We start from the raw sequence: 14,813 nt of genomic DNA, 5'->3' as shown, positions 1-14,813 counted from the left end.
GGTGCGCCGGTGGTGCGCCCGGCGCACGCTCCCGGAGCGCCGCGCGCGGGCCGAAGGGCGTCCCGGTCAGGTCACTGATACCCTGGTATCCCGTGGACCGGCGGGAATCAAACGCCCAGGACCAGCCGAACCGACGACCCTACGAGCGCCGAGCACTCGCCGGCCTCCGTCGCCCGGCGAGCCGCGCGCCTCCCGCCCACGTCACCTTCGACACGCGACCCACGGGAGCCCCCTCTTGGCACAGCCCCATTCCGGCAAGGCAGCGAACGGCCGCGCCGTGACGACCAAGCACCTCTTCGTCACCGGGGGTGTCGCCTCTTCGCTCGGCAAGGGGCTGACCGCCTCCAGCCTCGGCGCGCTGCTCAAGGCCCGCGGCCTGCGCGTGACGATGCAGAAGCTGGACCCGTACCTCAACGTGGACCCGGGCACCATGAACCCGTTCCAGCACGGTGAGGTCTTCGTCACCGACGACGGCGCCGAGACCGACCTGGACATCGGTCACTACGAGCGCTTCCTCGACACCAACCTGCACGGCTCCGCGAACGTCACCACCGGCCAGGTGTACTCGACGGTCATCGCCAAGGAGCGCCGCGGCGAGTACCTGGGCGACACCGTCCAGGTCATCCCGCACATCACCAACGAGATCAAGTCCCGGATCCGCCGCATGGCGACCGAGGACGTCGACGTGGTGATCACCGAGGTCGGTGGCACCGTGGGCGACATCGAGTCGCTGCCGTTCCTGGAGGCCGTCCGCCAGGTCCGCCACGAGGTCGGCCGGGACAACGTGTTCTTCGTGCACGTCTCCCTGCTGCCGTACATCGGCCCCTCGGGCGAGCTCAAGACCAAGCCCACCCAGCACTCCGTCGCCGCGCTGCGCAACATCGGCATCCAGCCCGACGCGATCGTGCTGCGCGCCGACCGCGAGGTCCCGCAGGCGATCAAGCGCAAGATCTCGCTGATGTGCGACGTGGACGAGGAGGCCGTGGTCGCGGCCATCGACGCCAAGTCGATCTACGACATCCCCAAGGTGCTGCACGGCGAGGGCCTGGACGCCTACGTGGTGCGCCGCCTCGACCTGCCGTTCCGCGACGTGGACTGGACCACCTGGGACGACCTGCTGCGCCGGGTCCACGAGCCGCAGCACATCGTCAAGGTCGCCCTGGTCGGCAAGTACATCGACCTGCCGGACGCCTACCTGTCGGTGACCGAGGCGCTGCGCGCCGGCGGCTTCGCCAACAACGCCCGGGTCGAGATCAAGTGGGTCACCTCGGACGACTGCGAGACCCCCGAGGGCGCCCAGGCGCAGCTCGGTGACGTCGACGCGATCTGCATCCCCGGCGGGTTCGGCGACCGCGGCGTCAACGGCAAGGTCGGCGCCATCACTTACGCCCGTGAGAACAAGGTCCCGCTGCTGGGCCTGTGCCTGGGCCTGCAGTGCGTGGTCATCGAGGCCGCCCGCAACCTGGCCGGCCTGCCCGAGGCCAACTCCACCGAGTTCGACGCCGCCGCCAAGCACCCGGTCATCTCCACCATGGCCGAGCAGCTGGCCATCGTCGACGGCAAGGGCGACCTGGGCGGCACCATGCGCCTGGGCCTGTACCCGGCCAAGCTCGCCGAGGGCTCGATCGTCCGCGAGGTCTACGGCGGCGAGCAGTACGTCGAGGAGCGCCACCGCCACCGCTACGAGGTCAACAACGCGTACCGCGCGGACCTCGAGAAGACCGGCCTGCAGTTCTCCGGCCTCTCGCCCAAGGGCGACCTGGTCGAGTACGTCGAGTACCCGCGCGAGGTGCACCCCTACCTGGTGGCCACCCAGGCCCACCCGGAGCTGAAGTCCCGCCCGACCCGCCCGCACCCGCTGTTCGCGGGCCTGGTCAAGGCCGCCATCGAGATCAAGACCGCGGCCTCCGAGTAGTCATCCCCTGTTCGGCCGTGGTCGTTCACCGGACGGCGGCCCCGCGATTCCCGCGGGGCCGCCGTTCGGCGTTAGATTGTGTCGTACTGACGAAAAGGGGAGAGCGATGGACGAGCAGCGCGACGTGGTGATCGCCGATACGGCCGAGACGTGGGAGGTCCGGGGCAGCGCGACGCCGTTCCAGGGCAGGGTGACCGGGGTGCGCACCGAGGAGGTCCGGATGCCCGACGGCAGCTGGGCCCGGCGCGACTACCAGACCCACCCCGGCTCGGTCTCCGTGCTCGCCCTGGACGACCAGCAGCGGGTGCTGGTGCTGCGCCAGTACCGCCACCCGGTCCGCCAGCGGCTGTGGGAGCTGCCGGCCGGTCTGCTCGACGTGCCCGGCGAGAACCCGTGGCGCGCCGCGCAGCGCGAGCTGTACGAGGAGGCCCACTGCAAGGCCGACACCTGGCGGATCCTCGTCGACTTCTACACCTCCCCGGGCGGCACCGACGAGGCGCTGCGGATGTTCCTGGCGACCGACCTGTCGGACGCCGAGGGCGAGCGCTACGCCGCCGAGGGGGAGGAGCAGGAGATCGAGCTCGCCTGGGTGCCGGTGCCCGAACTGATCCGGCTGATCCACGCCGGGCAGCTGCACAACCCGACCCTGATCACCGGCACCCTCGCCGTGCACGCCGCGCTGACCTCCCCGGACGGCCTGGACGGGCTGCGCCGTCCGGACGCGCCGTGGCCGGCGCGCCCCTTCGAGGTGTGAACGAACCCACCGGTTGATTCGCCCGGGTGATCTGCCGGTTCGTACGACCGGATGTCACCTCGGCTCAGCCGGACGGTCGAACTACGCTTCGCTGACAGGGCGCCCGTCCCGGGCCGCCTCCGCCGAGCGCCGGACGCTGACCAGTCGGACGCCGGGCGCGGGATGACGTCGGGAGTGGCACGGGTGGCGAGGAAGACGGCGACGATGGACCCCGGCCCCGACATGCCCGCGAGCGCCGTCCCGGGGCTCGACCGGCTGCCCGCCGGGCCCGCGCTGTTCGCCGGGCGGCGCGCCGAGCTGGCCGCGCTGCGGGCGGGCGCCGCCCGGCGGGTGAGCGGCCGTTGCCCCCTGCTGGTGCTGGCCGGGCGGCCCGGTTCGGGCCGGACCGCGCTGGCCGTCCGGTTCGCCCGGACCGTGGCCGCCGACTACCCGGACGGCGTGCTGTTCACCCGGCTGTCCGCCCCCGACGGCGGACGGGTGCCGCCGGGCCGGGCCGCCCGGCTGCTGCTGGAGCAGCTCGACCCGCAGGCCGCCGTGCCACTGCCCGGGGCGGTCGAGGACGGGCGGGACGAGCCGGGCTGCGTGGCGCTGCGGGAGGCGCTGGCGGGGCTCAAGGTGCTGCTGGTGCTGGACGACGTGCGGGACGCCGGACAGGTGTGGCCGCTGCTCGCCGACGAGCCCGGCTGCCTGGTGATCGCCACCACCGCCGGGCCGCTCACCGGGATCGAGGACATCGACCCGGTGATCCTCGGCGGTCTGGACCGGCAGGCCTCCGGGGAACTGCTGGCCGACCTGGTGGGCGGCACCCGGATCTCCTGCGACCCGGTCGGCGGCGCCGACCTCGCCGAGGCCTGCGCGGCCCGGCCGGCCGCGCTGCGGCTGATGGCGGGGTGGCTGCGCGGCGACCCGAAGATCGCGGTCACCGACGCGGCGCGCGCGCTCAACCGGGTGGTGGGGGAGGAGTCGGAGCCGGCGGCCCAACCGGACGAGGGCACGGCCAAGCCGACCGAGGCCGCCCGGTCGGGGCGGCAGCGGCCCCGGGACAAGAAGGCGGGGGAGAAGGGCGCCGAGCCCGCGTCCGCTGCCGAGTCGGCCACCCCCGAACTGGCCGGCAGCAGCCCGGCGAGCTGGGTGAAGCCCGAGCCGGAGCCCGCAGCGCCGGTGCCCGTCCCCGACAACGACCCGCTGCTGGGCGCGTTCACGTTGTTGTACCGGGGGCTGCCGGCCGCCCAGGCGCGGATGCTGCGCACCCTCACCCTGGCCCCGGCACAGACCGCCGACTGGCGCACCGCCTCCGCCCTGGTGGGCTGCCCGGCGCCGGAGGCCGCCGCGACGCTGGCCGCGCTGGCCGAGCGGGAGCTGCTCGGCGAGGAGGCGCCGGCCGCCGACGGCGCCCCGCGCTACCGGGTGCCCGGGCGGCTCTACCCGCGGCTGGTCCGGCTGCGGGAAGAGGAGGACCGGCCCGCCGAGACCGAACTCGCCCGGGCCCGGCTGCTGGAGCGGCTGGTCCGGCTCACCGAGTCGGCCCGCGCCCTGCTCGACCCGGCCGACGGTCCGGCGCCCGACCCGCTGCCGGCCGTGCTGCGGCTGCGCTCGGCCGGGCACGCCCGGGACTGGCTGCTCGGCGAGCGGGAGCTGCTGCTCGGCGCGGTGGCCGACGCGATCGGCCAGGGCGACCTGGACGGCTCGGCCGGTCGGCTGGTCACCGCGCTGCTGCGGGCCCTGCCGCTGACCGGCGCGGCCGCCCCCGCCGACCTCTACCGGCTGCACGAGCTGGTGCTCACCGTCGCCGAGCGCAACGGCCGCCCCCGCCGGGCCTCGGCCGCGCTGCTCAACCTGGGCGACCTGCAGGCGGCGGCGGGCCGCTGGGAGCAGGCCGGCGCGCACTACCGGGCCGCCCTGGAGCACGCCCGTACGGTCGGGGACGAACCGCTCTGCGCCCGGGCCCTGGAGGGCGCGGCGGGCTGCCACCGGGCACTCGGCGACGCGGTGCGCGCCGCCGACTGGTACGGGCGGGCGCTCGGCCTGCGGCAGTCACTGGGGGACCACGCGGCGGAGGCCCGGCTGCTGGCCCGGGTGGCCGAGGCGCACACCGCGCAGCGCCGCTTCGAGGAGGCCGACCGGGAGTACCGGGCCGCGCTCGCGGTGCTGCGCCGGATCGGCGACGAACGGGGCCGGGAGGCCGTCGCGGCCGCCCTCGCGGACCTGCGGGAACGCGTCGACGGCGGGTGGTGAGGGCGGTTTCGGGGGTATCGTCGAAAGTGCCCGGTTGCAACGTTTTTGGCAGGTAAGTTCCAGCGGAAGCCTACGAACCTGCCAATGTGTTCGGCGAAATTATTCGATTTGGAAGGCTGACACGCCGCCTGGGCTTCATTACACTCGAACTCAGTCGCGCAGCGATCCCCTGCCCCGGCCTGCCCGGAGGCTTCCCCACGTGCGCGTCGCCCACCGGTCTTCTCCGGTCGGGACCCCCATGGCAAGAGGACGTGTTTAGCCGTGAAGGTCGGCATCCCCCGCGAGGTCAAGAACCACGAGTACCGCGTGGCCATCACGCCCGCCGGCGTGCATGAGCTGGTCCGCAACGGACACGAGGTCTACATCGAGGACAACGCCGGTCTCGGCTCCTCGATCCCCAACGAGGAGTACGTGGCCGCCGGCGCCACCATCCTCCCCACCGCCGACGAGGTGTGGGCCACCGCCGACCTGCTGCTGAAGGTCAAGGAGCCCATCGCCTCCGAGTACCACCGGCTGCGGAAGGGTCAGACCCTCTTCACGTACCTCCACCTGGCGGCCGACCGGGCCGGTACCGACGCGCTGGTCGCCTCCGGCACCACCGCGATCGCGTACGAGACCGTGCAGCTGGGCAACGGCGCGCTGCCGCTGCTCGCCCCGATGTCCGAGGTCGCGGGCCGCCTGGCCCCGCAGGTCGGCTCGTACCACCTGATGCGTCCGGCCGGCGGCCGCGGCACGCTGCCCGGTGGCGTGCCCGGCACCCACCCGGCCAAGGCCGTCGTCATCGGCGGTGGCGTCTCCGGCTGGCACGCGGCCACCATCGCCATCGGCATGGGCTACGACGTGACCCTGCTGGACCGCGACATCAACAAGCTGCGCGAGGCCGACCGCATCTTCGGCACCAAGATCAAGGCCATCATGTCCAACTCCTTCGAGCTGGAGAAGGCCGTCCTGGACGCCGACCTGGTCATCGGCGCGGTGCTGATCCCGGGCGCCAAGGCCCCGAAGCTGGTCACCAACGAGCTGGTCTCCCGGATGAAGCCGGGCTCCGTGCTCGTCGACATCGCCATCGACCAGGGTGGCTGCTTCGAGGACTCGCACCCGACCACGCACGACGAGCCGACCTTCCAGGTCCACAACTCCGTCTTCTACTGCGTGGCCAACATGCCGGGCGCCGTCCCGAACACCTCCACCTACGCGCTGACCAACGCCACCCTGCCGTACGTGCTGGAGCTGGCCAACCGCGGTTGGAAGGAGGCGCTGCGCCGCGACGCGGCGCTCGCCAAGGGCCTGAACGTGCACGAGGGCCAGATCACCTTCCCGGCCGTGGCCGAGGCCTTCGGCCTGGAGTCGGTCACGCTGGAGAGCGTGCTCGCCTGAACTCCCTGACCGCACGGCGGTCGTTCGCCCCCGACCCGATCCGTTCGGGTCGGGGGCTTCGCCGTGCCCGTGAACGCCGGATGGACCGGGCGGGTCGCTCTGTCGTCAATTTCGGTCGGTCGTGTCACCCGACCCGCACCGGCCCGCAGAAACGTTAGGGTCATAGGCCCGCTGATCCCTTGACAGCGGCCCGCCTGATAGTCGACACATCGTGCCCACTACCGTGGATTGTGTTGCTGCGAACGCCTTGAACGGCCTAGAGTCGCAAACCGTCGGCATGCTGCCACGCTGACGAATCGACATAGAGTCCTGGATCCCCAAGGAGGTAAGACGACTTGTGAATGAGTCGACAATTGCTCCCGGGGGTGGTCAGCCAGGACTGGCGGAGCTCACCGCCGGCCAGCCGAGTGAGGAGCCCGGGGCCCGGCAGCCCTCCGTGGGCTCGGCCGAGGTCGGCTCGGTCGCACTCCGTACCTTCGAAGCACGCCAGAACACAGCGCAGGTGACCACGGTGACCGACCACGACGCCGACTTGGCGGCCTACGGCCTGGCCTACGGCGAGTTCGCCTACGGCGCCTACGACGACCCGGACGCCGAGTACGAGCCGGACCCGGAGTACGCCGCCACGCTGGCCCCCGACGCCGCGCGCCAGCGCCGCGAGCGGGTCGGCCCGACCGGCCGTCCGCTGCCCTACTTCCCGATCCCCGCGCCGGTCGCCGAGCACGGCCCCGCCCAGATCATCGCCATGTGCAACCAGAAGGGCGGCGTCGGCAAGACCACGTCGACCATCAACCTGGGCGCGGCGCTGGCCGAGTACGGCCGCCGGGTGCTGCTCGTCGACTTCGACCCGCAGGGCGCGCTCTCGGTCGGCCTCGGGGTCAACCCGATGGAGCTCGACGTCACCGTCTACAACCTGCTCATGGAGCGGGGCCTGACGGCCGATGAGGTGCTGCTCAAGACGGCGGTCCCCGGCATGGACCTGCTGCCCTCCAACATCGACCTCTCCGCCGCCGAGGTGCAGCTGGTCAGCGAGGTGGCCCGGGAGTCCGCGCTGGCGCGCGCCCTGAAGCCGCTGCTGCCGGACTACGACTACGTCATCATCGACTGCCAGCCCTCGCTGGGCCTGCTGACGGTCAATGCGCTGACTGCCGCTCACAGCGTGATCGTCCCGCTGGAGTGCGAGTTCTTCGCGCTGCGCGGCGTCGCGCTGCTGACCGAGACCATCGAGAAGGTGTGCGAACGGCTCAACCCCGAGCTGCGCCTGGACGGCATCCTCGCCACCATGTACGACTCGCGCACCGTGCACAGCCGTGAGGTGCTGGCGCGGGTCGTCGAGGCGTTCGGCGAGCACGTCTTCCACACCGTCATCGGGCGGACCGTGCGCTTCCCGGAGACCACCGTCGCCGGCGAGCCCATCACGACGTACGCCACCAACTCGGTCGGTGCCGCCGCCTACCGCCAGCTCGCCAGGGAGGTGCTCGACCGGTGCCGCCCCGCCGAGTGAGTCTCCCGGGTGCCGACGAGCTGTTCCGGACCACCGGCGGGATGGCGCTGTCGCCGTCCCTCGCGCCGCGTCCGGCCGCCGAGGCATCCAGACCGGAGACCGCGCGGACCGTCAACGGCACGGACGGCGCCGAGGCCGCCCAGGACGACCGGCGGGGGCCGCAGGAGCAGCAGCCGGCCGCCACGGTGCCCGGGCAGCCGCCCGGCCAGCGGACGCCCGGGGGCCAGGGCGCCGCGCCGGGCGAGGCCCAGGCCGGGAAGACCGTGACCGGCGGTCGCGGTGCCGGCGCCGCCGCGGCGGGCCGCACCCACGCGGGTGCCGCCGAGGAGCAGGCCGCCGCCGGACGCGCCCGCCCGCGCGGCCGCGCGCCGCGCCGCCCGAGCGGGCGCGAGCGGCACGACGAGAAGATCACCGTGTACGTGTCCGCCGAGGAGCTCATGGACCTGGAGCACACCCGGCTGGTGCTGCGCGGCGAGCACGGCCTGGCCGTGGACCGCGGACGGATCGTCCGGGAGGCCATCGCGGTCGTCCTGGCGGACCTGGAGCAGCGCGGCGAGGCCTCGATCCTGGTCCGGCGGCTGCGCGGCCGGTAGGGCGCCCGCGGCGGGCCGGCCGGGTGCCCCGGGCGCGCCGGTGGCCGGCGGCGTGTCGGCGGGACCCGTGGCGGGGCGGGCGGTGCGGACGGGCGAAGATGGACCGTCATGCCGAGCACCGTCGAACCAGCCGCCAGCGCCGTGAACGCCACCGAGGAGGAGCCGCGGGGCGGCTTCCGGGTACGGCTGGACAACTTCGAGGGCCCCTTCGACCTGTTGCTCAGCCTGATCGCCAAGCACAAGCTGGACGTCACCGAGGTGGCGCTGGCCACCGTGACGGACGAGTTCCTGGCCCACATCCGGGCGATGGGCCCGGACTGGGACCTGGACGCGGCGACCGAGTTCCTGGTGGTCGCGGCCACCCTGCTCGACCTCAAGGCCGCCCGGCTGCTGCCGGTGGCCGAGGTCGAGGACGAGGCGGACCTCGCCCTGCTGGAGGCGCGTGACCTGCTGTTCGCCCGGCTGTTGCAGTACCGGGCGTACAAGCGGGTGGCGGCGCTGTTCGGCGAGCGCTGGGCGGCCGAGCTGCTGCGGCGGCCGCGGACCGTCGGCCTGGAGCCCCGGCACGCGGAGCTGCTGCCCGAGGTGGTCATCACCGTCGGGCCGGAGCGGCTCGCCCAGCTGGCGGCCAAGGCCATGGAGCCCAAGCCGAAGCCGGTGGTGTACGTGGACCACATCCACACCCCGCCGGTCAGCGTGCGCGAGCAGGCCTCCCTGGTGGTCGGGCTGCTCACCGGCCTCGGCGAGGCCTCCTTCCAGCAGTTGGTCGCGGACGCGCCGGACACCCTGGTGGTGGTCGCCCGCTTCCTGGCGCTGCTGGAGCTGTACCGGGAGCGGGTGCTGGACTTCGAGCAGCCGGAGGCGCTCGGCGAGCTGCGGGTGCGCTGGGTGGCCGAGGAGGGCCGCGGCGCGGTCGAGGTGACCGACGAGTTCGACCGGCCGGCCGGTGAGCCGGAGCGGTCCCGGGAGGAGGACGGGCGGCGATGAGTGGCGCGAACGAGGGCGGGCGGCCGGTGCGGCGCCCGCTCGGACTGCCGGGGCGGCCACGGGCCGAGGAGTGGCTGGAGCCGGCCTTCGAGCTGCTGCCGGAGCCGGTGGCGGTTCCGGTGGCCACGTCGGCTCCGGTGGACGGCGAGCCCCGGGTGGTGCACCAGAAGTCGGCTCCGTCCGGTGCGTCCGCTGCGGAGGAGCCGGCCGGCGCCCCCGAGGAGCCCGTCGGGCCGGGGCTGAAGGCCGAACTGGAGGCGATCCTGATGGTCGTCGACGAGCCGGTCGGGGAGGAGCGGCTGGCCGGGGCGCTGGAGCGGCCGCGGGCCGAGGTGGCGCGGGCGCTGCGCGAGCTGGCCGCCGAGTACGCCGCCCAGCGGCGCGGGTTCGACCTGCGGCTGGTGGCCGGTGGCTGGCGGTTCTACAGCCGGGACACCTGTGCCGCGGCCGTCGACCGCTTCCTGCTGGACGGCCAGCAGGCCCGGCTGACCCAGGCCGCGCTGGAGACCCTGGCGGTGGTCGCCTACCGGCAGCCGGTGTCCAGATCGCGGGTTTCCGCCGTCCGTGGTGTGAACTGTGACGGCGTGATGCGTACCCTGGTACAGCGAGGACTGGTGGAAGAGGCCGGATCCGAGCCCGAAACAGGTGCGATCCTGTATCGGACGACGAACTACTTCCTGGAACGGATGGGGCTCCGCGGCTTGGACGAGCTGCCGGAGCTCGCTCCCTTCCTGCCCGAGGTCGACGACGTGGAAGCGGAGTCCCTGGAGGGCACGATGATCGCGGAGGCGGTCGCCGCCGCTGCCGTGCAGGCCGCGGACGGCAGTGGCGAGGCCGGTCGGGCAACGCACGATCGGTAGGGGGAGGTGAGGTCGGCCGAGACGACCGCACATCCCAGACGGAACGACGTACGGACACTTTGATGCGTAGCAGTGGCAACGGCAGGAACGGCAGCGGCGGCGGCAGCGGTCGCGGCGGACAGGGCGGGGGCCGGGGTGGCTCCTACGGCGGTGGCAGCGGCAGCGGTCGCGGCGGCTCGGGGTCGGGCTCGCGCGGCGGTTCGTACGGCAGCGGCGGCGGCCGCGGCGGTTCGTACGGCGGCGGCTCGGGCTCCGGCTCGGGCTCGCGCGGCGGTTCGTACGGGCGCGACGGCGGGCGCCGGGACGACCGGCGCGACGACCGCCGCTACCCGGACCGCCCGCTGCGGCCCGAGGAGCGCAAGTACGACCGCCCCGAGTACGGTGGCGGCCCGAACGCCACCCCGGCGCGCGGCGGCTTCGCCGGCCGGCGCCCCGGTCCGGCTCCGCGCCCGCGCCGGGAGGGCCAGGGCGCCCCGGGCGACCCGCGCCGCCAGCCGCAGCGCTCGCGCGAGCTGCAGGCCAAGATCGAGGACGCCGTCCTCGCCCGGCACGACAAGCCGGCCGTCAAGCTGCCCAAGACCTTCGGCGAGCCCGAGGGCGAGCGCCTGCAGAAGGTTCTGGCCCGGGCCGGCGTCGGCAGCCGGCGCGCCTGCGAGGAGCTGATCGAGCAGGGCCGGGTCGAGGTCAACGGCAAGCTGGTCACCGAGCAGGGCAAGCGGGTCGACCCGCAGAAGGACGAGATCAAGGTGGACGGCCTGACCGTCGCCACCCAGTCCTACCTGTTCTTCGCGCTGAACAAGCCGGCCGGCGTGGTCTCCACCATGGAGGACCCGGACGGGCGCCAGTGCCTGGGCGACTACGTGACCAACCGGGAGACCCGGCTGTTCCACGTGGGCCGGCTGGACACCGAGACCGAGGGCATCATCCTGCTCACCAACCACGGCGAGCTGGCCCACCGCCTCACCCACCCCAAGTACGGCGTGACCAAGACCTACCTGGCCGCCATCCAGGGCCCGATCCCGCGCGACCTGGGCAAGCAGCTGGCCCAGGGCGTGGAGCTGGAGGACGGCTTCGCGCGCGCCGACAGCTTCAAGGTGGTCTCCAACGTCGGCAAGAACTACCTGGTCGAGGTGACCCTGCACGAGGGTCGCAAGCACATCGTCCGCCGGATGCTGTCCGAGGTCGGCTTCCCGGTCGAGAAGCTGGTGCGCACCCACTTCGGTCCGATCGCGCTCGGCGACCAGAAGTCGGGCTGGCTGCGCCGCCTGACCAACCCGGAGGTCGGCCAGCTGATGCGCGAGGTCGGCCTGTAACGGCAGGTTCACCCGGAGTTCATCGGAGGGTCCCCCGCCCGTGGTGGCGGGGGACCCTCCGGCGTTCGCTGTGAGCCGGGACGCAACCGCTGGTCACGGCCTTGTCAGCGCCATGATCCGTGGCCGAGGATGGCCACCGGAGCACCGGCCCGTCGAGTGGCGGGACTGCGCCAGCACGGGCGCCGGAGGGGGTGTTCCGGGGCGAACAGGGGGAGACGGCGTCGTGTCCGATGCAGCACTGGGGCGGTCCGCCGGGCACGCGCTCGGCCCGTTGGGACTGGCCGAGCCGGACGGGCGGGTGTACGCGGCGCTGGTGGCCAATCCGCAGTCCACCGCGGAGGAGCTGGCCGAGGGCTGCGGCCTGATGTTCCAGCAGTGCGTGCGCGCGCTGGACCGGCTGGCGCAGCAGGGCATGGCCACCCGGGCGCCGGTGGACCGGGAGCGCTACCTGCCGGTCGCCCCGGACGTGGCGATAGGGACCCTGATCGGCCACCGGGAGTCCGAACTGCGGCACGCCCGGGCCGAGATGCACCGGCTGATGGACGCCTTCCGGGAGGCCTCGCGCTACACCGACCCGGCGCACTCGGTGGAGGTGCTGACCGGCGGCGAGGCGATCGCCCAGCGGCTGGAGCACATCACCGAGACCAGCCGGTACCAGGTGCGCGGCTTCGACCGCCCGCCGTACATCCAGGACCCGGTGGCGGAGATGCCGCTGCAGCGGCGGCGGCTGCGGGAGGGGCTGAGGTTCCGGACCGTCTACGACCGGGAGGCGGTGGCCTGGCCCGGCCGGCTGGAGAAGAACATCCTGGTCGGCGTGGCGGACGGGGAGGAGGCGCGGGTACGGCCGACGCTGCCGATGAAGATGATCATCTCGGATGATCGGATGGCGATCATCCCGATCAGCGTCGGCGACAGCGTGCTGGACGCGGCCTACGTGATCCACCCCTCGGCGCTGCTGCAGGCGCTGGACACGCTGTTCGAGGCGGAGTGGGAGCGGGCCGTGCAGTTGCAGGCCGCGCTCGGCACCGGCGACGGCTCGCCGGAGCCGGACGCCGACCACCGCAAGCTGCTCGGCCTGCTCGCCGCCGGACTGACCGACGAGTCGATCGCCCGCTCGCTGGGCTGGAGCGCCCGGACCACCCAGCGGCGGCTGCAGGCCCTGATGCGCTCGCTGGGCGCCACCACCCGCTTCCAGGCCGGGATGGCGGCCCGGGAGCGGGGGTGGCTGTGAGCGGGCCCGAGGGATTGCCGGGGGTTTCGGTCGGCTCCGGCGCTTCGGCCGGCTCGAGGGCTTCGGTCAGCTCCAGGGGCTGAGGGAGGCCCAGCGGCCGTCCGGGCCGCGCTCGACCTTCTCCAGGCCGACCACGGCGGTGCGGTTCAGCCGCCCGTAGATGTGCGGGAACAGCACGCCGGGGGTGGCGCCGGGCGGCGGGGCGCCGTGCGGCGCCTCCCACTTGACCATCGGCTCCACCAGTGCCTCCTCGATCAGCAGCACCATCAGCGGGTCCGGGGTGTCGGCGAAGAAGGCGTTGGCCACCGCGAGCGCCGTCTGCTCGTCCGCCGAGCAGTGGATGAACCCGTCGGTGAGCAGCGACGCGGTGGCGTACGGGCGGCCGGGGTCTGCCAGCCAGTCGTCCAGGGGGGTGAGGTGGAGGATCATGTTCCTTTTGTACCCGCTTTCCGGTCCCGATTCCGGTCCTGAGCGGTCGTCACGGGCGCTCCCGCGTCACAGCCCGGCCACCTTGGCCGAGGCGGAGACCTCGTACACCAGGGTGATGCTGCGGCGGGCGCCCGGGCCGAGCGGGACGTCCCAGCGCACGATGCCCTCGGCGTCGAAGGAGTCCGGCGCCGGGGAGCACTCCTCCTTGCGCAGCCGCACCTCGACCGCGGCCACCTCGGAGACCGGCACCCGTTCGCGCACCGTGACCAGCTGCTCGTCGTGCTCCTCCGGGCCGGAGAAGCGGGACAGGTGCAGCCGGACGGTGCGGGTGGTGGTCTGGCGGCCGCTCAGGGCGGCGGTGGCCTGGAGCTCGTCGGTCTCGCGGACCACCCGGTAGCCGTCCGTGCTACCGAAGGACAGCTCGGCGTCGGCGCCGGTGGCGGTGAAGCGCAGCTCGCCGCGGCCGGTGAAGCCGCTGCCGCGCACCAGCTCGACCGGGCCCGCCAGCAGCGGGTGCCCGGCCGTGTTGCGGAACCGGACCACCCGGGTGACCAGCGGGGACAGCTCGGGGGCGCAGGCGTACTCGGTCCTCGCCTCACCGGTGAAGGCGCCCAGCGGGACCCGGTGCGCCCGGCCGTCGGAGGGGACGGTGGCCGGGGCGGGGGCGGGCAGCACCCGCACCTCGCCGCCGTCGTCCAGCCCGGGGACGGCGGCTCCCGGGCCGAGGGTGCTGACCTGCTCCTCGCGCAGCTCGACCTCGACCGTGCGGCGCTCCTCGTCGGTGCGCTCGCGCAGCGTCAGCCGGTCCTCGGCGAGCGCGGGCGGGTCGGTGGCGAGGGCGGAACGGGCGGTGGAGAAGGTCAGCCGGGCGCCGGTCCAGTCCTCGCCGGTGCGCTGCCAGACCACCGCCTCCGACTCCAGGCGCAGGCTGCCGCCGTCCAGGGTGGCGCGGTAGGAGGGGCGCCACAGGGCGCAGGGCACCAGGTGGTGGACGGTCAGCAAGGTGGGGCCGGGCCGCTCGGCCTCGACGGTCAGCTCCAGGTGGGCGAGCAGCTCGGCGGGCTCCTCCTCGGCCCGGTCCAGGGCCAGCAGGGCCTGGGACCGCTCCTGGTCCAGGCGGCGCAGCCGGGAGTGGGCGGCGCGCAGCTCCTCGGCGTAGCGCTCGCGCTCGGCGTCCACCCGGTCCAGCTCGCGGGCCCAGCGGGTGCGTTCGATCTCGCCGACGCCGGCGCCCTCGCCGACCTCGCGCAGCAGGTCGGTGCTCAGCTGGGCGAGCAGGGCGAGACGGGCCTCCAGACGGGAGCGGGTCTGGTCGGCGAGGCGTGACTCGGCCTCCAGCTCGTGCAGCCGGTGGCGCAGCGCGGAGTCCTCCGGGCCGGGCGGCAGCGGGGCGCGCGGAGTCCAGCTGCGCACCAGCCGGGCCTCCAGCACCCGGGTGCCGGGGGCGGCGGATTCGGCGCGCAGGGTGCGGTCGACGGCGAGGGCGGTGAGCGGGCCCAGCCGCAGCCGTTGGACACCCCCGGCGAGCTCGACGGTCACCGCGCGCTCGACCTGGGCACGGTCCTCCAGACAGGTGACGGCGGTGACGGGGAGGGGGACGGTCTCTTCGGTCATC

12 protein-coding genes are annotated in these 14,813 nt (G+C 73.9%); 10 read left to right on the top strand and 2 right to left on the bottom strand.

What is annotated here, in order from left to right; translation table 11 throughout:
* The first annotated feature begins 235 nt into the window (after nt 1–235).
* The 10 genes from O1G21_RS11415 to O1G21_RS11370 all read left to right on the top strand — a co-directional run bounded on the left by O1G21_RS11415 (nt 236) and on the right by O1G21_RS11370 (nt 12,769).
* Nucleotides 236–1,915, top strand: coding sequence for a CTP synthase (locus O1G21_RS11415; protein WP_270143005.1), 1,680 nt, complete (start codon nt 236–238; stop codon nt 1,913–1,915).
* 106 nt (nt 1,916–2,021) lie between these two features.
* Nucleotides 2,022–2,669, top strand: a complete 648-nt coding sequence (locus O1G21_RS11410; RefSeq protein WP_270143003.1) for an NUDIX domain-containing protein — start codon at nt 2,022–2,024, stop codon at nt 2,667–2,669.
* 183 nt (nt 2,670–2,852) lie between these two features.
* Entirely contained in the window at nt 2,853–4,904 is a 2,052-nt protein-coding gene (locus O1G21_RS11405; RefSeq protein WP_270143001.1) for a tetratricopeptide repeat protein, read from the top strand.
* Nucleotides 4,905–5,165: 261 nt separating this feature from the next.
* Nucleotides 5,166–6,281, top strand: coding sequence for an alanine dehydrogenase (gene ald / locus O1G21_RS11400; RefSeq protein ID WP_270142999.1), 1,116 nt, complete (start codon nt 5,166–5,168; stop codon nt 6,279–6,281).
* 436 nt (nt 6,282–6,717) lie between these two features.
* Nucleotides 6,718–7,785, top strand: a complete 1,068-nt coding sequence (locus O1G21_RS11395; protein ID WP_030245868.1) for a ParA family protein — start codon at nt 6,718–6,720, stop codon at nt 7,783–7,785.
* Nucleotides 7,782–8,378, top strand: a complete 597-nt coding sequence (locus tag O1G21_RS11390) for a hypothetical protein (RefSeq protein WP_270142997.1) — start codon at nt 7,782–7,784, stop codon at nt 8,376–8,378. The genes O1G21_RS11395 and O1G21_RS11390 overlap by 4 nt, the downstream gene beginning before the upstream one ends.
* A gap of 108 nt (nt 8,379–8,486) precedes the next feature.
* A complete protein-coding gene (locus tag O1G21_RS11385; protein ID WP_270142995.1) occupies nt 8,487–9,365 on the top strand; it encodes a segregation and condensation protein A in 879 nt (292 codons plus the stop codon).
* A gap of 266 nt (nt 9,366–9,631) precedes the next feature.
* Nucleotides 9,632–10,225 carry an SMC-Scp complex subunit ScpB gene (scpB, locus tag O1G21_RS11380; protein ID WP_270150916.1) on the top strand — a complete coding sequence of 198 codons (594 nt, stop codon included), beginning with the start codon at nt 9,632–9,634 and terminating at the stop codon, nt 10,223–10,225.
* A gap of 62 nt (nt 10,226–10,287) precedes the next feature.
* The gene (locus O1G21_RS11375; protein ID WP_270142993.1) at nt 10,288–11,538 is read left to right on the top strand and encodes a pseudouridine synthase; all 1,251 of its coding nucleotides are present in this window, start codon (nt 10,288–10,290) and stop codon (nt 11,536–11,538) included.
* Between the two features lie 223 nt (nt 11,539–11,761).
* Nucleotides 11,762–12,769, top strand: coding sequence for a helix-turn-helix domain-containing protein (locus O1G21_RS11370; RefSeq protein ID WP_270142992.1), 1,008 nt, complete (start codon nt 11,762–11,764; stop codon nt 12,767–12,769).
* A 66-nt stretch (nt 12,770–12,835) separates the two neighbouring features.
* Here the strand turns inward: O1G21_RS11370 and O1G21_RS11365 are convergent, their stop codons facing one another.
* Nucleotides 12,836–13,198: a DUF952 domain-containing protein gene (locus tag O1G21_RS11365; RefSeq protein ID WP_270142990.1), complete on the bottom strand. Its 363-nt coding sequence runs from the start codon at nt 13,196–13,198 to the stop codon at nt 12,836–12,838.
* 66 nt (nt 13,199–13,264) lie between these two features.
* Nucleotides 13,265–14,812 (bottom strand): mucoidy inhibitor MuiA family protein, encoded by a 1,548-nt coding sequence (locus O1G21_RS11360; RefSeq protein WP_270142988.1) that lies wholly within the window; start codon nt 14,810–14,812, stop codon nt 13,265–13,267.
* Nucleotide 14,813 lies beyond the last annotated feature (1 nt).

Origin of the sequence: Kitasatospora cathayae (assembly GCF_027627435.1) — a bacterium.
Taxonomy (GTDB): Bacteria; Actinomycetota; Actinomycetes; order Streptomycetales; family Streptomycetaceae; genus Kitasatospora; species Kitasatospora cathayae.
This window is presented reverse-complemented; position numbering and strand designations above follow the sequence as displayed.

What these genes read in the sequence shown, in the direction of transcription:
- O1G21_RS11360 (WP_270142988.1), bottom strand. Translation starts at nt 14,812, where the DNA reads ATGACCGAAGAGACCGTCCCCCTCCCCGTCACCGCCGTCACCTGTCTG.
- O1G21_RS11365 (WP_270142990.1), bottom strand. Translation starts at nt 13,198, where the DNA reads ATGATCCTCCACCTCACCCCCCTGGACGACTGGCTGGCAGACCCCGGC.
- scpB (WP_270150916.1), top strand. Translation starts at nt 9,632, where the DNA reads ATGGTCGTCGACGAGCCGGTCGGGGAGGAGCGGCTGGCCGGGGCGCTG.
- O1G21_RS11375 (WP_270142993.1), top strand. Translation starts at nt 10,288, where the DNA reads ATGCGTAGCAGTGGCAACGGCAGGAACGGCAGCGGCGGCGGCAGCGGT.
- O1G21_RS11385 (WP_270142995.1), top strand. Translation starts at nt 8,487, where the DNA reads ATGCCGAGCACCGTCGAACCAGCCGCCAGCGCCGTGAACGCCACCGAG.
- O1G21_RS11410 (WP_270143003.1), top strand. Translation starts at nt 2,022, where the DNA reads ATGGACGAGCAGCGCGACGTGGTGATCGCCGATACGGCCGAGACGTGG.